The sequence below is a fragment of the Gillisia sp. Hel_I_86 genome (assembly GCF_007827275.1).
In the GTDB taxonomy this organism is placed as follows: domain Bacteria; phylum Bacteroidota; class Bacteroidia; order Flavobacteriales; family Flavobacteriaceae; genus Gillisia.
The window spans coordinates 1453430-1475841 of record NZ_VISE01000001.1 but is presented as its reverse complement, the minus strand read 5'-3'; the positions used below and the strand labels follow the sequence as shown (position 1 = coordinate 1475841).

Sequence of the window (22412 nt, the reverse complement as noted above, 5' to 3'; positions counted from 1 at the left end):
AAACATAAAAATAGATGTTTATATGAAAATAAAAACGGATGTTTGATAAAATTATAGACGAGACCGTTTATAATCTAAATCAACTTTTTAATCAAGCAATTTATTATGAAAAAAATTACAATGTTTTTTGTTTTTTAGTTGTCAAACAGAAAATTTCGATGAAAGTCTACCTAATGATACTAATTCAATCGAAAAAATAAATGCAAATGGAGTAGTAGAAAATGGTAGGTTTATTTTTAATTCAAGTGAAAATTTGAAAACTACTATTTCCAATATGAAAAAAAATCAAGACAAAGTTGATTTTTATAAATTTGAAGAGTATTATAAGAAAGGTTTTCGCTCTTTAGAGCCTTTTGTAGACCCAAGTAATAAAAACCTTATATCCAAACTTTCAGAAGAAATTAATAAAAAAAGAAAATCCAGTAAAAATACAGATACTGAAAGTGAAGAACAAAACAACATTGTTGCTGATCCTTATTTAGCTGCATTTATTAATGAGAACAATGAAATAGTTGTTAATGATTCTCTATACAAGTTTACCGAAAATGGTTTGTTTTTCGTTGCAGTAAAAGATTCAACACATCTATTCACTTATTTAGCAAACAACAAAAAATCGACAAATAAATTAATTGCTCCTGATCCTTGTTATATCAGAGCGGAATCTGGAGGATATACTCAAATAGATACGCAAATAACACAATATATTATGCCAATTGATGGTGATTGTGGTTACGGAGGTGGAGGTGGTGGATCGACCCCACCACCGATATCGCAATTATCCTCAGAAGAAAAACTTCAAAATATTATTCAAAATTTACCTATATGTGACGGTAACGCCTCTGGTAATTGGGTTCAAAATCTTTTTGGAAAAAGTTATGTTTGTAGAAGTTATTATAATGACGGGGATAGAATAAAAACTGAATTTTGGGATCAATCTTTTGGTTTTTATAAATCTGTTGGAATACAGGTTAAGACCCAGACTAAAACACTTGGCATTTGGTGGGCTTCAGAATCTGATGAAATTCATCTAGGAATAAATCGTATTTTATTAAAATATGATTTTCCTCAACCTCAAATAAATGCTTACACACCTACAGGTGGTTTAATTAGTAATCCCTATAAAGCCCCAATATATATGTATGCTGGTAAATTTAGTGTGAGATCACCTTCGGCAAGTACTTTTGGGGTTAGTTATTATTACAGTGACATTAAATTGAAAATAACTAAAAACGTATTACCGTTTTTTAGATTAGACAATGATCCTATTTTGAATATATATATTCCCAACATACCTTTAATAGGAGATGTTGGTTTTAATTATTATTCGAGCGATATTACTAGTAATTCAAATATTAAAGCTCTCTATAAAATGGGTATAGACTTTTTAAAATCCCAAGCTAATGCTGGTGATCCTAAAGTTTTCTCCGTGACCTATCAAAGAAGTTACGATAAAATTGAAACATTATACTTTGGTGAGCACTTTTACAATACCAATGATAATAGTATAGAAAAGAAATTTTACCAAGATGTCGGTTTTAAAATTTCAATAGGTAAAAATGGTAATAGTGATTGGCAATATCAAGTAGAACCAGATACTGATTATTTCCGAAATTATACACATTACGAAGTAGACTTTTATGGAGCTGCTAGAAGAGGCAGCACGTGGAAGGGAAATAGAATGATTAGAAATTAATATATAATTATGAAAAATTTATTGCCCCTGATTTTAGTATGCTTATTTCCAATATTTGGAAATGCACAAGAAACAAATAAAGCTGATAGATGGTACTCAACGGCAGAATTGGAACTAATGATTCCTACCAAAGCCCGTTATGACTACAGTATTGATAATATAGGAAGCGATGTTGAGATTAATTCCAAAATAGCCTTGGGCGCTCAATACACTCTAAATTACTTACTGTTTAAAAAGTTTAGTGTGGGTGCTCTTGCGGGGTATGAGCAGCAATTTAAACCCGATTTTTCTATGTTACGGCTAGGAGGGATTATAAAATTCTTCTTTGTAGATCCTGATAATGTCTATATCTATTTACAGGAAGCTGGTAATATCTCTTTGGATAAATCTAATTTTAAAAGCGGGAATAATATTAGGATAGGTCTTGGATTCCCAATTTTGAAAAGAGAAAGTTTTAATATAAATACAAATGTATTTCTTGAGCAAAATTATTTAGACCTTAAAGGCGCTGACGCCCTACTTTTTGAAACCGAAGAGCCTGCCGATATTTATCTCAATTCTATAGGGATAAGTTTGGGAGTACAATTTTAAAATTAGTCTCAAAAAAAACCCGCGAATCCACTAATAATATTAGAGTGTTCGTGGGTTTTAACTAATGTTAATTATTCTATTTCAGAAATTCTCAAGGTATTAACCATTCCTTTATTTGCAATGGGCATGGAAGCTAGATTGATCATAAAATCCCCAACTCCGGCATATCCGTTGTCACGGGCGATGTTGTTTATATCTTCTATGGTTTCATCTGTACTGGAAAACTTGTCGTAGAAAAACGCCTTAACACCCCAAAGCAAACTCAACTGGGATAAAATTCTATGGTTGGAGGTAAAAACCAAAATATTGGATTCTGGTCTCCAGGCAGATATTTGAAATGCCGTATACCCACTATTGGTCAAGGTACAAATAGCTGTTGCCTTTATTTCATTTGCCATGATAGCCGCATGATAACAAACAGATTTTGTAATGTACCTATTGGTTCTAACATGGGGTGGATCGTGAGGCACCTTGATTAACGGTGAGTTTTCTACGCTCTTTATAATTTGCGTCATTTTTTCTATCACCTGTACTGGATAATTTCCAACCGAGGTTTCCCCGCTTAACATTACGGCATCTGCCCCGTCCATCACAGAATTTGCCACATCATTTACCTCTGCCCGTGTAGGGGTAAGGCTAGTGATCATGGTTTCCATCATTTGAGTGGCGATGATCACGGGAATTCGTGCTTTTTTAGCGATAAGCACCAATTGCTTTTGGATAAGTGGTACTTCCTGGGCAGGGATCTCTACACCAAGATCTCCTCTAGCCACCATTAAACCATCGCAATACGCTACTATTTTATCGATGTTCTCTACGCCCTCTGGTTTTTCAATTTTTGCAATGATTGGAATTTTATGCTCGCTGTGTTCCTTGATCAAGTTTTGTAATTCCAACAGGTCTTCAGCATTTCTCACGAAAGAAAGTGCGATCCAATCCACTTCTTGTTCGCAGGCAAAAATGGCATCTTTAATATCCTTAGAGGTAAGTGCTGGCAGCGAGATATTTGTGTTGGGTAGGTTTACACCTTTTTTGGACTTTAAAGGCCCGCCTTGAATTACTTTTGCAACCACTTCGTTTTCCTTATTGGTGCTTACAATTTCAAACATCAACTTACCGTCATCCAACAATATGCGTTCTCCCGGCTGCACATCTCTTGGAAATTGCTCATAGTTCATATAAACCCGGGCAGCAGTTCCTTTAAATTCCTTTCCGGTAGCAAAAATAATCTGATCTCCTGGGCTTACAACTATTTCTTCCTTCATTTTTCCCACCCTTAATTTAGGGCCTTGAAGATCGGCCAGTATTGCTGCGGCATATCCAAATTCTTCATTAAGGTCCCGGATCATTTTAATTCGTTCTTTCACATCTTCATAGTCTGCATGTGAAAAATTAACCCTAAACACATTTACTCCTGCTTCCAGCATATCTTTTAAAACAGATTTTTCGATGGTTGCGGGTCCTAAAGTGGCTACAATTTTTGTTCTTTTATTTGTTGGCATTGTTAATCTACAATTAAATTGTTTCTTGATTTTAGCTGATTTACATCAACTACGAATGTTGTGATAACCTTCGGAATTCTGCTTATGGCATTCAATAAATCTTGAATAACCCCTTCCTCCAGATCATCTTCTATCTTTAAAAAATAATCCACCTTTTTATACTCCGGAATTAAATAGGTGAGTTGGGTAGAGATTTCTTCTTCTACGAACAACGACCCCGAACTAACCACCTTTTTCACAAATCCTTTGTACTTGTTCTTAAATAAGTAATAGGTGCGGTATTCCGCAGGTTCTTTAAAAAAATAAAGTGGATATAAAGCTTGTATTTCCCCGTGATTAAAATCTACATCGAATGGAGCACGCCTAAGGCTTAATTGCAGATTCCTATTCAATAGAAAAGCCATTTTAAATTCTTCTAAAGAACTATGGATGGCCAATAAATGATAACTGTCCTCTACATCATCCAACGGTAATTTATGGGATAACATACTCTTAATCTTTAAGGTTAAAGATAAAATAAGAATGCAGAATTCTAAGAAATTTATAAGGTTTTTTGATAAATATTTACGAAATCGTTATAGTGGGAAGATATTGATTGTTAGATATCTATCCTAGTTTGAAGTGCATAATAGGCTCTTTTAGAAGCCTTTTCTTCTGCCTTCTTTTTTGAAGTAGCTCTTGCTTTTGCCACCACCTTGTCGTCTATCCTAAGTTTTACTGCAAAGTGTTTTACTTCATCTTGCCCAGAATCGTCGTAAACCTCGTAGCTGAATTCCTTTTTTGTCTTTTGGCACCATTCTATAAGCAGGCTCTTATAACTAATCACCTTTCCTTCCAGCTGCTCGATATCCACATAGGGGATTATCACCCTATCATAAATGAATTTTTTGCAATACTTATAACCACGGTCCCAATAAATGGCTCCTATAAGTGCTTCAAAGAGATTTCCATGAATATTGGCGCCAAATTGTTCTTTTGGAATGTTTGTTTGCACATGTCCTATAAGGTTCAAGTCTTTCCCGAGTTCGTTTAAATGCTTTCGGCTTACCACCTTGGAACGCATTTTGGTAAGATAACCTTCGTTTCCTCCTGGAACTTTCTTAAATAAAAAGGCGGCAATTACAGCGCTAAGCATTGCATCGCCCAGAAATTCCAGCCGCTCAAAATTTATAGCGTTTCCTTCTTCATCTCTTTGGTTTAAAGACCTATGAGTAAATGCTTTTTTATAGAGATTGATGTTCTTCGGGCTAAAACCCAAGATCTTTTGCATAGCTATAAAAAAATTCCCGTCTTTAGAAGAACGGGAATTTAATATGTTTCGAATAACACTCATTGCGATAGGTTATTCATCCAATTTTTTAAACAGTACACATGCGTTATGACCTCCAAATCCAAAAGTGTTGCTCATTACCACGTTCACTTTGCGTTTTTGCGCTGTGTTCAAGGTAAGATTTAACTCTGGATCTATGTTTTCATCCCGATGTTCGTGATTGATCGTTGGGGGAACAATTCCATGTTTCATAGAAAGTATCGAAGAAATAGCTTCAATAGCTCCTGCAGCTCCTAAAAGGTGGCCTGTCATGGATTTGGTTGAATTTATATTGATTTTCTTCGCATGCTCTCCAAAAACTTTGGAAATTGCTTTAAGCTCTGCTACATCCCCTAGAGGTGTAGAAGTTCCATGCGTATTAATAGCATCTACATCTTGCGGCTTTAAACCTGCATTTTGCAAACAATTCTCCATTACTGCCACAACCCCTGTTCCTTCTGGATGTGGCGCCGTCATGTGGTACGCATCAGAAGAAAGTCCACCGCCAATAAATTCGGCATAGATCTTAGCTCCACGAGCCTTTGCATGTTCATACTCTTCTAAAACCAAGGCACCTGCTCCTTCTCCTAACACAAAACCATCCCTGGTAGCATCAAAAGGCCTGGAAGCTGTTTCCGGGCTCTCGTTTCTGGTAGACAGCGCATGCATAGCATTAAATCCTCCCATTCCCGCTTTGGTTACCGCAGCTTCAGATCCACCAGAAATAATGATATCGCTATATCCCAAGCGAATATTATTTAAAGCATCGAACATCGCATTGGCAGCAGAAGCACAAGCTGAAACCGTGGTATAGTTAGGGCCCATAAAACCATGACGGATCGAAATGTTGCCTGGGGCAATATCTGCGATCATCTTAGGGATAAAAAATGGATTAAAACGAGGGGTTCCATCTCCTTCAGAGAAATTGATCACCTCATCTTGGAATGTTTCCAGTCCTCCAATTCCTGCTCCCCAAATTACCCCAACCCTATGTTTATCCACAACATTTAGGTCTATCCCGGAGTCTTTAATGGCTTCATCGGACGCAACAATTGCGTATTGCGCAAACCTATCTAGTTTCCTAGCTTCTTTACGGTCGAAAAAATCAAGAACATTAAAATTTTTGAGTTCACAAGCGAATTTTGTTTTGAACTTTTCAGCATCAAAATAGGTTATAGGTGCACAACCGCTTTTACCGGCCACCAATGCGCTCCAATATTCTTCAACATTGTTCCCAATAGGTGTAAGGGCCCCCAAGCCTGTAACTACTACTCGCTTTAACTCCATATAGTACTATTCTTTTTTATTTTGCTTTTTCGATATAAGAAATTGCTTGACCAACTGTGGCAATGTTTTCTGCTTGGTCGTCTGGAATCTGGATATCGAATTCTTTTTCAAATTCCATGATCAATTCCACAGTGTCTAATGAATCAGCGCCTAGGTCGTTCGTGAAACTTGCTTCTGTAACAACTTCGTTCTCGTCTACGCCCAATTTGTCAACGATAATCGCTTTTACTCTTGATGCAATGTCTGACATAATATTTTATTTTAATTTTGATTAAGTGGCAAAAATAAAAAACTTTATTTTAAAACCGGTTTTTACTTTAAAAATGTGACGGGAATTTACGGAATTTTCATTTAAACCCTTTATTTTTACACTTAATAATTGTTAACAGCGAAGTTTTGAGCGCATCAAAAAGAACATCCCCAAAAAAAATTGTTGTCTTCGCATCCGGCTCAGGCTCTAATGCTGAGAATATTATACATTATTTTAGAGCTTCCGGTACCGCACAAGTGGTATCAATAATGTCCAATAAACCAACAGCAAAGGTTTTAAAGAGGGCCCATAAGTTAAATATTACCGCACTTTGCTTTGATAGGGATGCGTTTTATAACTCAAATGACGTTTTACATATCTTAGAAGACACCAATCCAGATCTTATTGTACTGGCCGGTTTTTTGTGGTTGTTCCCCCCCTCTATCCTAGAAAAATTCCCAAATAAGGTTATAAACCTCCATCCCGCTTTGTTGCCAAAATTTGGTGGTAAAGGAATGTTTGGTGTCAATGTGCACCAAGCAGTGCTGGATAATAAGGAAAAAGAAACGGGTATAACCATTCATTATGTGAATGAAAAGTATGATGATGGTCAAATAATATTTCAAAAAGCATTTCCAATTTCTTCTGGAGAAACCCTTGAAAGCCTTGCTGAAAAGATCCATGAACTGGAACATCGCCATTTTCCAGAAGTGATCGAGAATTTATTAGAATCTTCTACTATTGACTAATCCTGTAGTTCACATTTATACAGATGGTGCCGCTCGTGGCAATCCTGGCCCCGGAGGTTATGGAATTGTAATGGAATGGGTTGGCAAACCCTATAGAAAGGAATTTTCCAAAGGCTTTAAGCACACCACCAACAATAGAATGGAATTGCTAGCAGTTGTCGACGCACTAAAAAAGCTTAAAAAACAAGATGTTTCAATATTGGTGTTCACAGATTCCAAATATGTGGCAGACTCGGTTAAAAAAGGTTGGGTGTTTGGTTGGGAGAAGAAAGGCTTTAAAGACCGTAAAAATGCAGATCTCTGGAAGGAATTTCTTGTGGAATACCGAAAACACAAGGTGGATTTTAGATGGATTCGGGGACATAACAACCATATACAAAATGAGCGATGCGATGCCCTTGCCGTGGCTGCTTCAAAAGAAAAACGACTACATATCGATGAAGGCTTTGTTGAATAAATAGGGTTCCACAATTTGATTTTCTAAAATTTCAAAATTGCTGAGGGTCTTGAGAAACAAACCGTATATTTGCAGCAAATTATTGAAATTAAACTATGAGCAAATTATTGATAGTAGGCACAGTAGCCTTCGATGCAATTGAAACCCCATTTGGAAAAACCGATCAAATTTTAGGTGGCGCTGCCACATATATAGGTTTATCTGCTTCCCAGTTCAATGTTAATTGTGCAATTGTATCTGTGGTGGGAGAGGATTTCCCTCAAGAACATATGGATTTGCTAACTCGTAACGGGATAGATATTCAAGGAATAGAAGTTGTAAAAGGTGGCAAAACCTTCTTTTGGAGCGGAAAATATCACAACGATCTAAACACCAGGGACACGCTGGACACACAGTTAAATGTATTGGCAGATTTTAATCCGGTGGTTCCTGAAGAGTTTAAAGATTCTGAAATTGTAATGTTGGGAAACCTGCATCCTTTGGTTCAATTAAGCGTTTTGGAGCAAGTTACAAACCCAAAGTTAGTGGTATTGGATACCATGAACTTTTGGATGGACAATGCTTTGGAAGATCTTAAAAAAGTGATTTCCAAAGTAGATGCAATAACCATAAACGATGAAGAAGCACGCCAATTGACAGATGAACATTCCTTGGTGAGAGCAGCTAGAAAAATCGGGGAAATGGGCCCAAAATATGTGGTGATCAAAAAAGGGGAACATGGAGCTCTATTGTTTCATAAAGACCAGATCTTTTTTGCCCCCGCATTGCCATTAGAAGAAGTTTTTGATCCAACCGGGGCAGGAGATACTTTTGCAGGTGGGTTTACTGGCTATTTGGCCAAAACGGAAGACATTTCTTTTGAAAACATGAAGAATGCAGTAATTTATGGTTCCAGCTTAGCTTCCTTTTGTGTGGAAAAGTTTGGTACCGAGCGTATGGAACATCTGGACAATGAGGATTTAAAACTCCGTTTGCAAGAATTTCAGAGCTTAACACAATTCGATATAGAATTAACGCCTACCAAAACCCTGTAATGTCAGGGTTTTTTTTGTGACTAAAATTTTTTTGAACCCTATTGAAACCGAAAGGTACCAGTTATGAGTGACGCATTAAAACACGAGTGTGGGATTGCACAAATCCGACTATTAAAACCCTTGGAATTCTATAAAGAAAAATACGGGAGTGCCTTTTACGGAGTGAACAAAATGTATTTAATGATGGAAAAGCAGCATAACCGTGGACAAGACGGGGCGGGCTTTGCCAGTATTAAATTGAATACAGAACCTGGGGATCGATATATAAGCAGGTTACGCTCCAACGCTGCACAACCCATTCAGGATATATTTGCTCAAATCAACGAGCGAATTAATTCTGAACTGAGCGAACACCCAGAATACGTTAATGATGTTGTGCTTCAGAAAAAAAACATCCCTTATATAGGAGAATTATTTCTTGGTCACGTGAGGTATGGAACTTTTGGGAAGAATAGTATCGAGAGCGTTCATCCTTTCTTGAGGCAAAATAACTGGATGCACCGAAACTTAATCGTTGCCGGGAATTTTAATATGACCAATGTTTTTCAACTTTTCGATAATTTGGTGGAGCTGGGACAACATCCCAAAGAAAAGGCAGATACCGTTACGGTAATGGAAAAGATCGGGCATTTTCTGGATGATGAAGTCAGGAAATTATATAAAAAATTAAAGAAGGAAGGCTATACCAAGGTAGAGGCATCTCCTTTGATTGCAGATAGATTGAATGTTGCGAAGATCTTGAGGAAATCTGCCAAGAACTGGGATGGCGGCTACGCGATGGCCGGTTTATTAGGGCATGGCGATTCTTTTGTCCTAAGGGATCCTGCAGGAATACGCCCAGCTTATTATTATCAAGACGACGAAGTTGTAGTAGTAGCTTCAGAAAGACCTGTAATTCAAACAGTTTTCAATGTAAAATTTGAAGATGTAAAAGAATTGGAGCCTGGACATGCCATCATCACCAAGATGGGCGGGGAAGTCTCCATAAAACAAATTTTAGAGCCATTGGAAAGAAAAGCATGTTCCTTCGAGCGCATCTATTTTTCTAGGGGAAGTGATGCAGAGATCTATAAAGAACGAAAAATGCTAGGGCGTTTGTTAATGCCAGAAGTATTAAAGTCCATAGACCACGACACCATTAACACGGTGTTCTCCTTTATACCAAATACTGCAGAAACATCTTTCTATGGAATGGTGGAAGCAGCCCAGGACGAATTGAACAAGCAAAAGAACGAAACAATCCTTTCTGAAAAAGAAAACCTTACAGATGAAAGACTTCAGCAAATTTTGGCCTACAAGTTAAGGACAGAGAAAGTTGCGATAAAAGATGTAAAGCTAAGAACATTTATTACAGAAGATAGCAGCAGGGACGATCTAGTGGCGCACGTTTACGACGTGACCTATGGAGTTGTAAAACCCGAGGACAATTTGGTGATCATCGACGATAGTATTGTTAGGGGCACCACTCTTAAAAAGAGTATCATTAAAATGTTGGACAGGTTAAATCCGAAGCAATTGGTAGTTGTTTCCTCTGCACCACAAATAAGATATCCAGATTGTTACGGGATAGACATGGCCAGGCTTGAAGGATTGGTTGCATTTAGGGCTGCATTGGAACTTTTAAAAGATGCTGGAAACTATGATCTTATAGAAGAGGTTTATAAAAAGTGCAAATTACAGGAGCATCTGGAGGATAAGGATGTAAAGAATTTTGTAAAAGAAATTTACGAACCTTTTACCTATCAAGAAATTTCTGATAAAATCGCTGAATTATTAAGTGAGCCAGAAGTAAAAACCAAAGTGAAGATCATTTATCAAACAGTCGAAAATCTGCATAAAGCATGTCCAAAGCATTTAGGGGACTGGTATTTTACTGGGGACTATCCAACTTTTGGAGGAAATCGTGTGGTAAATAGGGCCTTTATAAACTTTTATGAAGGAAACGAAGGAAGATCTTATTAAGTCATTCTTCGGTTTTTAAAGCAGATGTTGCCGTTTAACTAATATCTGGGTTGTTCGTCTAAAAGTGTTTGCGCGACTGCTTTAATTATATATATTAGCAGAGCCATAGCATAAGTAGGTTAAGTTCATGGTAGATTTGGGGCAAAAAAAGGTGGATTCTCATCCACCTTTTTTTATGCGCAATAGTGAACAAAAAAAAGCCGAGTTTCCTCGGCCATTTTTATTCTAGAATGTTGAAACCTATTTTTCTTTCTCTTGAGCATATCTTGCAGCAACCTCTTTCCAGTTAATCACATTAAAGAATGCATTAATATAATCTGGACGTTTGTTCTGATATTTTAAGTAGTAAGCATGTTCCCAAACATCCATGCCCAAGATTGGTGTTCCGCCACATCCTGTTTCTGGCATTAATGGGTTGTCCTGGTTTGGAGTAGAGCAAACTTCTACCTTTCCACCTTTATGAACACATAACCATGCCCATCCAGATCCAAACTGCGTAGCACCTGCTTTAGAGAATTCATCTTTAAAAGCATCAAAAGAACCAAAAGCCGCATCAATAGCTTTTGCCAATTCTCCATCTGGTTTTCCTCCACCATCTGGCGACATGATCTCCCAATACAAATTGTGGTTGTAGTAACCCCCACCATTATTGCGAACGGCTTTGTTGGACATATCCAGATTTTTAAGGATATTTTCTATTGTTTTTCCTTCGTTATCGGTGCCTTCAATAGCATCATTTAGTTTGCTGGTATATCCTGCATGATGTTTATCATGATGGATTTCCATTGTTTTCGCATCTATATGTGGTTCTAATGCATCAAAAGCATAATTCAATTTTGGTAATTCAAAAGCCATAATTATATGTTTTTTTAATTAATATTTATTCAAGAGTTTCAAATTTAGGCATTAAGGGTTTTAATCTAAATCTTTTTGTGTTATAAAATACTTAAAGATTGTGTTCTAATGAGAGTGATTTATTATCATATATCTTTAATTTAGATCCACGAACTTTCACAAAATATCTTTTAATTGACCAATTCCAATACCTTTACAATCTACAACGCATCGGCAGGTTCCGGTAAAACTTTTACGCTTGTAAAAGATTATCTGGTATTGCTTTTAAATAGTAGCCGTGATGATGCCTATAAAAACATCCTTGCTATCACCTTTACCAACAAGGCCGTGGGAGAGATGAAATCCAGAGTGATTCTTGGATTGAGTTCTTTGGCCAAAGAGGAAACTCCTGCTAGTAGCGAACCTCTTTTGGCGCTTCTTATTAAGGAAACAAATTTGAAGAAGGATGAAATTCAGAAACGATCAAAAAGAATACTGAAGAATATACTTCATAATTATGCCGCTTTCGATATTTCCACGATAGATAGGTTTACACATAAAATAATAAGAACTTTTGCCAAAGATCTTGGGATCCCTACTAATTTTGAAGTAGAACTCAATGTAGATCTTATTCTACAAGAGGCCGTAGACCGGGTTATAAATAGGGCCGGAGAAGAAAAAGAACTCACCAAGGTGCTACTGAAGTTTACTTTGGATAAAACCGACGATGACAAAAGCTGGGATATTGGCAGGGACCTATTCTCTTTCTCTAAATTGCTTATTCGGGAGAACCAGCAGCAATATGTGCAACAATTAAAAGGAAAAAACCTTCAGGATTTCGCTGATTTTTCTGAAAAAGTAAAATTGGGAATCGTTTTAATTGAAGAAGATATTACTGGAGCTGCCAACTCTTTTTTTGATCTTCTAGCTAAATTCGATCTCACCGAAAAGGATTTCAACGGTGGATATTTGTTTAAATATTTCATTAAAATAAAAAACCGAAATTTTATAAAACTATTTGGGGCTAAATGGCAGGATAAACTAGAAGATTCCGCTCTTTACCCACAAAGATTAAGTGATGACAAAAAAGCCGTTTTAGATCAACATCAATCGGAAATCGCAGCACTTTTCAATAGCTCCAAAAAGGCCATTCTTAAACGGGACTATTTAAAAGCTATAGATAAAAGCATTATTCCGCTTTCTTTGTTAAGTGAAATTTCCAATGAAATAGATAAGATAAAGAAAGAACGCTCCCTGGTTTTGATCTCCGATTTTAATCCAACCATCGCCAAAGAGATCAACAATCAGCCAGTTCCCTTTATTTACGAGCGACTTGGAGAACGCTATAAAAATTATTTTATAGATGAATTTCAGGATACTTCAGAAATGCAATGGACAAATATAATCCCGCTGGCAGATCACAACCTTAATACCATTCAATCTGATAGCGAACCAGCGGCGAACCTCACCTTGGTTGGAGACGCAAAACAGTCTATTTATAGGTTTAGGGGCGGGAAAGCAGAACAGTTTATCGATTTGTGTATGGCTGAAAATCCATTCCAGGTGAAAAAAGAGGTAATAGACCTTCCTTCCAACTATAGAAGCGCAAAAGAGGTGGTTGAATTTAACAATTCTTTCTTCCAGTATATTTCCAATAAATTTGAAAGTGATACTTATAAAAGCCTTTTTCTAAAAAGTGCACAAGAACCCATCAAGCAAGTAGGCGGTTATGTGAATATTTCTTTTCTTAAAGCTAAAAAGAAGGAGGAGGAATTAGAACTGCACCCAATAAAATCTCTGGAGATAATCAAAGATCTAGATGAACAAGGTGTCTCCAGAAGTGATATTTGTATTTTAACCCGGACTAGAAAAGAAAGTTTTGCGATTGCAAACTATTTAAATGAGCAAGGTGTAGCCATAGTTTCTTCGGAATCGTTGCTGGTATCCAACTCTCCTGAAGTTCGTTTTATCAATAACCTTTTAAGTGTTTCTTTAAATCCTCACGATAAAAATATAAAATGGGAACTGCTTAATTATCTGGTTCAGAAATTAGAGATCAAAGATGCCCATAAATTGATCCTAGAAAATTTAGAAAAGGAACATCAGGGGTTTTTTGCTTGGCTTACAGAGCATGATATTTATTTCGACCTAAAAAAGATCCAAATTTTATCCATTTATGAAGCTGCGGAATATATTATAAGAGCCTTTTCATTAATTAAAGATTCCGATGCCTACCTCCAGTTCTACTTGGATTTTGTTTTTGATTCCTTAAATAATAAAAACATTGGTATCTCCGAATTTTTGGAACTCTGGAGCCAAAAAAGTGAAAAATTAAGCATCCTCGCTCCTGCATCGAATGATGCGGTCCAAATCATGACTATCCATAAATCCAAAGGGTTGGAATTTCCAATCGTCATTTATCCTTTTGCGAATTCTGCATTACAGGACGTCTCCCGGGAATCTATATGGCTCCCCCTTCCAGAAGGTTTGAACGAGATTCCAATTGGGTATTTAAAAGCTTCAAAAGGAATGTTGGATTGGGGAGAAACAGAAGCGAATGCCTATCAAGAGCTCTTGTATAAAACAGAGTTCGACAGCATCAATATTCTATATGTTGCCTTTACCAGAGCGGCCCAACAGTTGTATATAATTTCCAACTTGGACATTAACGCCAAAGGGGAAATAAACGAAAACAAAGTATCCGGTTTACTTATTGGGTTTTTAAAGGCCAATCATTTATGGGAAGATGGCCAAGATATTTTCGAGTTTGGTTCGAAAAATATTGAAAATTATAAAGCTTCAGATGTAACTAGCAACCTTAAAAACAATCGTTTTTTCTCCTCTTCCACTCAAAATAATGCGGTTCAAATAATGACAAAATCCGGGTTGTTGTGGGGTTCGCTTCAGGAAAAAGCGATTATAAAGGGGGATTTGTACCACGATATCTTTTCAGAAATAGATACTATGGAAGATATGCCCTCAGCAATTAAGAAATTTACGCAAGATGAAGATATACCAGAAAGCGAACTTCAGGAATTGGAGCAATTAATTTCAGAAGTTATTCTTCATCCGGAACTGTCAGAATATTATACTGCTAAAAGTATAGTTGTGAAAGAAAGGAATATTCTAAGCCCAAATGGAGAGGTTTTGCGTCCTGATAGATTGAATATAAAAGACAAGTTTGTTACAATTATAGATTATAAAACGGGAGCATTCCAAAAGACACATCAGCTCCAAATGGAGCAATACGAAAATATCCTAAATGAAATGGGATATAGCGTTATTAAAAAAATACTGATATATATTAATACAGAAGTGAACCTCACATTTGTTTAAAAGATGTTTATTTTTGAAAAAAAATGAAATTATGTACGGATCAATAAAGGAGCATTTACAAGCAGAAATTAAAGAAATAAAAGAAAACGGACTTTATAAAAAAGAACGGATAATTACCTCTCCTCAAGGAGCTGCCATAAAAATTTCTACTGGTCAAGAGGTTATAAACTTTTGTGCGAACAACTATTTAGGACTTTCTTCTCATCCAGATGTAATTCAGGCCGCTAAAGATACCATGGATTCGCATGGATTCGGAATGTCCAGTGTTCGTTTTATTTGTGGAACCCAGGATATCCATAAGGAATTGGAGCTAAAAGTGGCAGATTTTTATGGTACTGAGGACACTATCTTATACGCTGCCTGTTTCGATGCCAACGGTGGGATTTTTGAGCCATTGCTTTCTGTAGAAGATGCAATAATATCAGATTCTTTGAACCATGCTTCTATTATAGATGGCGTAAGGCTTTGTAAAGCCGCTAGATATAGATATGCAAATGGCGACATGGAAGATCTTGAAAAGCAATTGCAAGCTGCCAATGAAAAAGGTACTAGGTTCAAGTTGATCGTTACAGACGGGGTATTCTCTATGGACGGCCTGGTTGCTCCTTTAGATAAAATATGTGATCTAGCCGATAAATATGATGCCATGGTCATGGTAGATGAATGTCATGCCACAGGTTTTATTGGCAAGACAGGGATTGGCACCATGGAAGAAAAAGGTGTTTTAGGCAGGATAGATATTATTACCGGTACCTTTGGAAAAGCCCTGGGAGGCGCTATGGGTGGATATACAACTGGTAAAAAAGAGATCATTGACCTATTGAGACAACGTTCCAGGCCATATTTATTTTCGAATTCCTTGGCGCCTTCTATAGTGGGTGCTTCTATCAAGGTTTTTGACATGCTTAAAAACGATACTAGTTTACGCGATAAATTGGAGAGCAATACGAAGTATTTTAAAGAGAAAATGAAAGCGGCAGGCTTTGATATTATAGATGGGGATTCTGCAATTGTACCCGTAATGTTGTACGATGCAAAATTATCCCAGGATATGGCAGATAAGTTGTTAGAGGAAGGAATTTATGTGATTGGCTTCTTTTTTCCCGTTGTTCCCAAAGGTAAAGCAAGAATTCGAGTACAACTTTCTGCTGCTCATGAACAAGAACATTTGGATAAAGCTATAGCCGCTTTTACAAAAGTTGGAAAGGAACTAAAAGTGGTATAAATAACCACCCTTGCCGGTATATTATCAAAAATATTGATATTCTCTTAAAATTTATGGTTTATTCTGTTAATTTCATAGCTATAAAATACGTGAAAACACCTTGCTTTTATACATTAAAACAAAGTAAAACCCTTTAAATACGGTGTATATGGTGGTCAATTAAGAAAACTTTATTAATTTTATCTTTGTTAATATCGAATTAGCACATACTTTTGCTTCAATTAACACTTAAAACTAAATCAACAAATATGAAACATCTTAGCAGATTTTTATTAGCTTCATTATTTGTTTTGGGCTTCTCTTCCATGCAAGCACAAGACGAAAATAACCCATGGGCCATCGAAATTGGTGTAAATGCGGTTAACTATTTTGGTACTGGTGACGACACCCCAGGAATGATTGGTAACGGCGTGGCCGGAGGAGAATTTGGAGACAGATTTTTCGATACTGACAAATGGAACATCCTTCCTTCTGTTTCTAGACTTTCTGTTTCTAGATACGTGGGTGGTGGATTCGTTTTTGAGGTTGCAGGTTCTGTCAACCAAATAGATACTTTTGGAGATCAAGGTGTAGACGATTTATCTTACTATGCTCTTGATGCTATGGCCAACTATAGTCTTAGAGCTTTATTGAACGACGGATGGTTTGACCCACAACTTGGAGTTGGTGGTGGTTACAACTGGTTAGATTCAGAAGGTAACGGAACTTTAAACGGTAAAGCTGGTTTCAATATCTGGTTTTCAGACAATATCGCTTTAAATTTACAATCTACTTATAAATATGCTTTTAAAGATGAAGCAGATTCACATTTCCAACATGCTGCCGGTATTAAATTTATCTTCGGAGGAAAAGATACTGATGGAGATGGGGTATATGACAAGGATGATGAATGTCCTGAGGTTGCTGGTTTAGCTGAATTCAACGGATGTCCTGACACTGACGGTGACGGAATCGAAGATCGTAAAGATGAATGTCCTAATGAAGCTGGTTTAGCTGAATTTAATGGATGTCCTGATACTGACGGTGATGGAATTTCAGATAATAAAGATGAATGTCCTACTGTTGCTGGAACTGCTGCAATGAATGGATGTCCTGATGCTGATGGCGATGGAGTAAAAGATAGTGAAGACGAATGTCCTAACGAAGCTGGTCCAAAAGAAAACAAAGGTTGTCCTTTTAAAGATAAAGATGGCGACGGTGTATTGGACAAAGATGATGAGTGTCCAGATGTTGCAGGAACTGTTGCTAACAATGGATGTCCTGAACCAACTGCTGAAGCTATCAAAGAATTGAACGAATACTCTAAAACTGTATTGTTCGATCTTAACAAAGCTACTATTCGTCCTGACTCTGGTAATGCTTTGAAATCTATCGCAGACATCATGGAAGAATATTCAAATACAATTTTCCATATTGAAGGTCACACAGATTCTCAAGGTAGCGATGCTTACAACTTGAAATTATCTCAAGAGCGTGCTGCTTCTGTAAGAGAATTTTTAATCTCTGCCGGAGTACCTGCAAACAGATTGACTTCTGAAGGATATGGTGAGTCCAGACCAATTGCAACGAACAAAACTGCAGCTGGAAGACAAGATAACAGACGTGTTGAAATTTCTTTGGATAAAGACAAAGAAATGAAAGAAACTAAAAAAGATTCTACAGATAAAATGTAGTATAAAAAAGCTTTAAAGTTTTTTAAAAAACGCCCCGATTCTTCGGGGCGTTTTCTATTTTTAACCCATGACGTCTTTTATCTCCCAAATCCTTGAACAACTCCTTTCCCAAGAAAAGGATATTTCCACATTGATCTTTGTATTGCCCAGCAAACGTGCTGGTGCCTATCTTAGAAAAGAACTTGGAAACTTGGTGGATAGGCCCATCATTTCTCCCAAGGTTATAAGTATTGAAGAGTTTTCAGAAAAGGTATCTGGATTAAAAGCTATAGATTCCGTACATACGCTCTTCGAATTATATGCGGTTTACAAAGAACTTACCCCAAAAGAACAACTAGAAGATTTCGAGAGTTTTGGCAACTGGGCACAAACCCTCATCCATGATTTCAACGAAATAGATAGGTATTTAATAGATCCAATGAAAATCTTTAGTTACCTATTCGAAATTCAGGATAAGAACCACTGGTCCCTAGGGGAAAACCAAACAGACATCGTAAAGAACTATTTGACCTTTTGGAAAAAACTTCCAGAATATTACAGTTTACTTAAACGCAATCTATTAAGCAAATCTAAAGGGTATCAAGGTTTAATATATAGGCATGCAGCAGAGAACATTGAGGAATTTGCTAAGCTGAATGCCGAAAACTATGTGTTTCTAGGGTTCAATGCATTGAACAATGCCGAGCAGCATATTATCCAATCTATGTTGGCGAACAAGGCAAGGATCTTTTGGGACATAGATGAAGTCTTTTTAAAAGACGATAATCACGATGCCTCTTTGTTTATAAGACAATATCACGAGAATTGGCCCTATTACAAAACCAATAAATTCGAATTTGCTTCCAATACCTACAATACCGAAAAAGAAATTGAAATTATTGGGGTTCCAAAAAATATTGGACAGGTTAAATTTGTAGCAGAAACCTTATCAGAATTAACGAAGGATCAATTGAATTCTACCGCATTGGTACTAGGAGATGAATCGCTTTTGCTGCCAATGCTTAATTCTATCCCTCCAAATATTGAAGACCTGAATATTACCATGGGATATCCCTTAAAATACAGTGTATTCTCAAGTTTCTTTGAAAAACTGTTCGAAATATATCAAATAGAAAACAATAAAATCTATTACAAGGATGTAATTGCTGTTCTAAATTCTCCACTTGTTATCAAGGCGACCAATTTTGGATCAGAAAAGGTTATAAATAAGATTAAAACTGAAAATTTACTTTATTTAAGCAAACAGCAAATAGAAGGCTTTTTCCCCGCAGAACATTTAGAATTGATTTCGACCTGTTTCCATGATGTTAAACTTAAACCAGCACAGGTTTTACAACGCTTTGAAATCATAATACAGCATTTTAAAGCACTATTAAATAAAGACGAGGATAGCTTATCCCTTGAGTTTTTATATCACTATCATCTAGTGGTACAAAGACTAACAGAATTAATCACCGAATTCCCACATTTTACCTCTTTGGTTTCCCTGCTTCAGTATTTCCGGGAACTTAGTAGTCAGCAATCCTTGGATTTTCAGGGGAAACCTTTTCAAGGCTTACAGCTAATGGGAATGTTGGAAACCCGTGGTTTGGATTTTGAAACCATTATTTTAACTTCAGTAAACGAAGGGATTCTGCCGGCAGGAAAAAGCAATAATTCTTTTATCCCTTACGACCTTAAAAAAACCTTCAATCTTCCAACCTATAAGGAGAAAGATGCCATTTATACCTATCACTTTTATCATTTATTACATAGGGCCAAGAAAATTTATCTTCTCCATGATACCGATACAGAAAGTCAAATGGGAAGTGAAAAAAGTAGGTTTTTATTGCAATTGCTGCACGAACAACAACCTGCACATAAAATAACTACATCCATAATTTCTCCTGAAGTTCCGGTGGTTAATAATGAACTTCAAAAGATTCAAAAAACTCCTGAAATTCTAGAAAAATTAATGCAATTAGCCGGGCGCGGATTTTCACCTTCGGCCCTTACCACTTATATTAGAAATCCTTTAGACTTTTATAAGCAATACATCCTGGGGATTAGAGATAATGAGGAAGTGGAAGAAACCGTTGCCTACAATACTCTGGGCACTGTAGTTCATGATACTTTGGAAGCGTTCTATAAGCCTTTTATAGGAAAACCTCTTAGAATAGAAAAACTGAAGGATCTCAAAAAATCAACTGCAAAAGAAGTGAAGGTTCAGTTTGAGAAAACCTATAGCAAAGCTCCCTTAAATTTAGGAAAGAACCTCTTGATCTTTGAGGTTGCAAAGCGTTATGTCATTAATTTCCTGAATATGGAAATCAAACAATTGGAAGCGGGAAAGAACATCATTGTCAAAGAAGTGGAATCCGACCTAAGCTTAGCACTTTCGATCACTGGTCTCGATTTTCCTGTTCATGTTAGAGGAAAAGTAGATCGGGTAGATTTATTGGATGGAGTTTTAAGGATCGTAGATTATAAGACGGGGAAGGTGACGCAAAATCAGTTAGAAATAGCAGATTGGGATTTACTCACTACAGATTATGATAAGTATTCCAAACCTTTTCAGGTCCTAACCTATGCTACTATGCTTTTAAACAGTACTGAAAACAATGGAGAAGTAGAAGCCGGAGTCATCTCCTTTAAAAATTTAAAAGAAGGCTTTATGAAATTTAGTTTGAAAGAAAAACAAGCTGGTAAACCGATTAAAAACTCAAAGATTACAGAAGAAATTCTGAACGATTTTCATAAGCAATTATCACAATTGATTTTGGAAATCTGCAACCCGGAAATCCCTTTTATAGAAAAAGAAATAAAACCCGCTTATGGAGCTTATTAAGAAGAACAATATTCAAATCACAGGAAAGCATGATAAACCAATTTTAACGGATGTGGTCTATTCTAAAGATACCAAACCTAATCCAATCGTGATCTTTTGTCATGGTTATAAAGGTTTTAAAGATTGGGGTGCGTGGGACTTGATGGCCGAAGAATTTGCCAAAAAAGGAAATTTCTTCTTGAAATTCAACTTTTCTCATAACGGAATCACTAAGGAAAATCTCACCGAGTTTTTAGATATTGAAGCCTTTGGGGATAATAATTACAGCAAGGAACTAGATGACCTGCAATCGGTGATAGATTGGTTGTTCCAGTATAATTCCGAATATTTAAAATACCTGGACACTTCAAATATTACCCTCATCGGGCATTCCCGCGGCGGTGGAATCAGCATTATAAAAGCTTCCGAAGAAAATAGGATCACAAAATTAGTGACTTTTTCATCAGTTAGCGATTTTGCCTCAAGGTTTCCTTCTGGAGATGTTTTACATGGATGGGAAAAGAAAGGTGTAAGCTATATCGTAAACACACGGACCAAACAGCAATTACCTCATCATTTTCAATTTTATAAAAATTTTAAAGCAAATGAGGAACGCTTAACCATCTCAAGAGCTGCAAAGGCGCTTCAAATTCCGCACTTAATAGTTCATGGAAGCAAAGACACCTCGGTGCCTTTAAGCGAATCTGGTAAATTATTTAAATGGAGCCCAGATCCAGAACTTTTACTGGTTGAGGGAGCGGACCACGTTTACGATGTTTCTCACCCATGGAAGGGCAAGGAATTACCGATAAATTTTCAATATGTTTTGGATGGTACCTTAAAGTTTATTGCTGAAAAAGGGCAAAAATCAGTATAGATGGATTTCTAATTTGATTGTCAAAATATTTTTCGTTCATTTAAATAATTGTTTAACTTTGAAACCGAATTTGGGGGATTAGCTCAGTTGGCTAGAGCGTTTGGCTGGCAGCCAAAAGGTCATCGGTTCGACTCCGATATTCTCCACAAACAAGACCTCAGGGCAAGTCCATGAGGCATGTATTTGGAAATTGCTTTTAAAAGTAGAGACAAATCTATTTAAATTAAAACCTCGATGAGGGAAACCATCCTTTTTAGGATGGTTTTTTTATTTTATCATCTTAACTTTATGCGATCATGAAAATTCGCCAAGCATATCAAGAAGATCTTTTAAAAGCAAAGGCTCTTACAAGGGTTTGCGCGACTGCCATGCAGGAAAAGGGCATCTTTCAATGGAACGAGCCTTATCCTTCAGTAGAAAAGTTGCAGCAAGACATAGCCTGCAAAGAGCTTTATGTATTGGAAGAAAACAATCAAATCTTAGGGATCGTTGTACTTTCCAACATCATGGATGAAGAATATGTTCCAGTTTCATGGTTAACCCCTTCAGAAAAAAATCTTTACATCCACCGGCTGGCAACACATCCGGATACTTGGGGAAAAGGATACGGGCAAAAACTGATGGATTTTGCCGAAGAATTCGCCAGAAACTTCAATTTTACATCTGTTCGTTTGGATACTTTCAGTCTTAACAAAAGAAATCAGAAATTCTACGAAACCCGGGGGTATAAAAAATTAGAAGATATTTACTTTCCAAAGCAAAGCGCTGCGCCGTTTCATTGTTATGAGCTGGTATTAAAAAAGGACACGCTCTAAATATATAAACCT

General features: G+C 36.7%; 18 protein-coding genes and 1 tRNA gene. 13 read left to right on the top strand and 6 right to left on the bottom strand.

All coding sequences use genetic code 11. The features are described from left to right. Positions 1-127: 127 nt before the first annotated feature. Entirely contained in the window at positions 128-1693 is a 1566-nt protein-coding gene (locus JM83_RS06535; protein WP_144960508.1) for a hypothetical protein, read from the top strand. Positions 1694-1702: 9 nt separating this feature from the next. After that, entirely contained in the window at positions 1703-2284 is a 582-nt protein-coding gene (locus tag JM83_RS06530) for a hypothetical protein (RefSeq protein WP_144960506.1), read from the top strand. Between the two features lie 71 nt (positions 2285-2355). Here JM83_RS06530 and pyk read toward each other — a convergent pair whose 3' ends face one another. From pyk to JM83_RS06505, 5 genes are all read right to left on the bottom strand, one after another. Next, entirely contained in the window at positions 2356-3786 is a 1431-nt protein-coding gene (pyk, locus tag JM83_RS06525; protein ID WP_144960504.1) for a pyruvate kinase, read from the bottom strand. 2 nt (positions 3787-3788) lie between these two features. Next, positions 3789-4274 carry an IPExxxVDY family protein gene (locus tag JM83_RS06520; protein WP_144960502.1) on the bottom strand — a complete coding sequence of 162 codons (486 nt, stop codon included), beginning with the start codon at positions 4272-4274 and terminating at the stop codon, positions 3789-3791. 110 nt (positions 4275-4384) lie between these two features. Further along, positions 4385-5119 carry a ribonuclease III gene (gene rnc / locus JM83_RS06515; RefSeq protein WP_144960500.1) on the bottom strand — a complete coding sequence of 245 codons (735 nt, stop codon included), beginning with the start codon at positions 5117-5119 and terminating at the stop codon, positions 4385-4387. 9 nt (positions 5120-5128) lie between these two features. Continuing rightward, a complete protein-coding gene (gene fabF / locus JM83_RS06510; protein WP_144960497.1) occupies positions 5129-6382 on the bottom strand; it encodes a beta-ketoacyl-ACP synthase II in 1254 nt (417 codons plus the stop codon). Positions 6383-6398: 16 nt separating this feature from the next. Next, positions 6399-6632 carry an acyl carrier protein gene (locus JM83_RS06505; RefSeq protein WP_010227409.1) on the bottom strand — a complete coding sequence of 78 codons (234 nt, stop codon included), beginning with the start codon at positions 6630-6632 and terminating at the stop codon, positions 6399-6401. A 146-nt stretch (positions 6633-6778) separates the two neighbouring features. On the opposite strand from JM83_RS06505, the gene purN reads away from it, so the two are divergent. The 4 genes from purN to JM83_RS06485 all read left to right on the top strand — a co-directional run bounded on the left by purN (position 6779) and on the right by JM83_RS06485 (position 10834). After that, positions 6779-7381 (top strand): phosphoribosylglycinamide formyltransferase, encoded by a 603-nt coding sequence (gene purN, locus JM83_RS06500; RefSeq protein WP_144960495.1) that lies wholly within the window; start codon positions 6779-6781, stop codon positions 7379-7381. Further along, on the top strand, positions 7374-7838 hold the full coding sequence (rnhA, locus tag JM83_RS06495; protein ID WP_144960493.1) for a ribonuclease HI: 465 nt from the start codon (positions 7374-7376) through the stop codon (positions 7836-7838). Before purN ends, rnhA begins: the two co-directional genes overlap by 8 nt. Before the next feature lie 95 nt (positions 7839-7933). After that, positions 7934-8872, top strand: a complete 939-nt coding sequence (locus JM83_RS06490) for a PfkB family carbohydrate kinase (protein WP_144960491.1) — start codon at positions 7934-7936, stop codon at positions 8870-8872. A 63-nt stretch (positions 8873-8935) separates the two neighbouring features. Beyond that, the gene (locus JM83_RS06485) at positions 8936-10834 is read left to right on the top strand and encodes an amidophosphoribosyltransferase (protein WP_144960489.1); all 1899 of its coding nucleotides are present in this window, start codon (positions 8936-8938) and stop codon (positions 10832-10834) included. 240 nt (positions 10835-11074) lie between these two features. Here the strand turns inward: JM83_RS06485 and JM83_RS06480 are convergent, their stop codons facing one another. Beyond that, on the bottom strand, positions 11075-11689 hold the full coding sequence (locus tag JM83_RS06480) for a superoxide dismutase (RefSeq protein ID WP_144960487.1): 615 nt from the start codon (positions 11687-11689) through the stop codon (positions 11075-11077). Positions 11690-11863: 174 nt separating this feature from the next. On the opposite strand from JM83_RS06480, the gene JM83_RS06475 reads away from it, so the two are divergent. The 7 genes from JM83_RS06475 to JM83_RS06445 all read left to right on the top strand — a co-directional run bounded on the left by JM83_RS06475 (position 11864) and on the right by JM83_RS06445 (position 22400). Continuing rightward, positions 11864-15004 (top strand): UvrD-helicase domain-containing protein, encoded by a 3141-nt coding sequence (locus JM83_RS06475; protein ID WP_144960485.1) that lies wholly within the window; start codon positions 11864-11866, stop codon positions 15002-15004. Between the two features lie 31 nt (positions 15005-15035). Beyond that, the gene (kbl, locus tag JM83_RS06470; protein ID WP_144960483.1) at positions 15036-16229 is read left to right on the top strand and encodes a glycine C-acetyltransferase; all 1194 of its coding nucleotides are present in this window, start codon (positions 15036-15038) and stop codon (positions 16227-16229) included. A gap of 248 nt (positions 16230-16477) precedes the next feature. Beyond that, on the top strand, positions 16478-17902 hold the full coding sequence (locus tag JM83_RS06465; protein ID WP_144960481.1) for an OmpA family protein: 1425 nt from the start codon (positions 16478-16480) through the stop codon (positions 17900-17902). Between the two features lie 67 nt (positions 17903-17969). Continuing rightward, on the top strand, positions 17970-20729 hold the full coding sequence (locus JM83_RS06460; RefSeq protein WP_144960479.1) for a PD-(D/E)XK nuclease family protein: 2760 nt from the start codon (positions 17970-17972) through the stop codon (positions 20727-20729). Then, a complete protein-coding gene (locus JM83_RS06455) occupies positions 20716-21585 on the top strand; it encodes an alpha/beta hydrolase family protein (RefSeq protein ID WP_144960477.1) in 870 nt (289 codons plus the stop codon). Before JM83_RS06460 ends, JM83_RS06455 begins: the two co-directional genes overlap by 14 nt. A gap of 72 nt (positions 21586-21657) precedes the next feature. Continuing rightward, positions 21658-21731: transfer RNA gene (locus JM83_RS06450), tRNA-Ala, on the top strand. Positions 21732-21881: 150 nt separating this feature from the next. After that, positions 21882-22400 carry a GNAT family N-acetyltransferase gene (locus tag JM83_RS06445; RefSeq protein ID WP_144960475.1) on the top strand — a complete coding sequence of 173 codons (519 nt, stop codon included), beginning with the start codon at positions 21882-21884 and terminating at the stop codon, positions 22398-22400. Positions 22401-22412 lie beyond the last annotated feature (12 nt).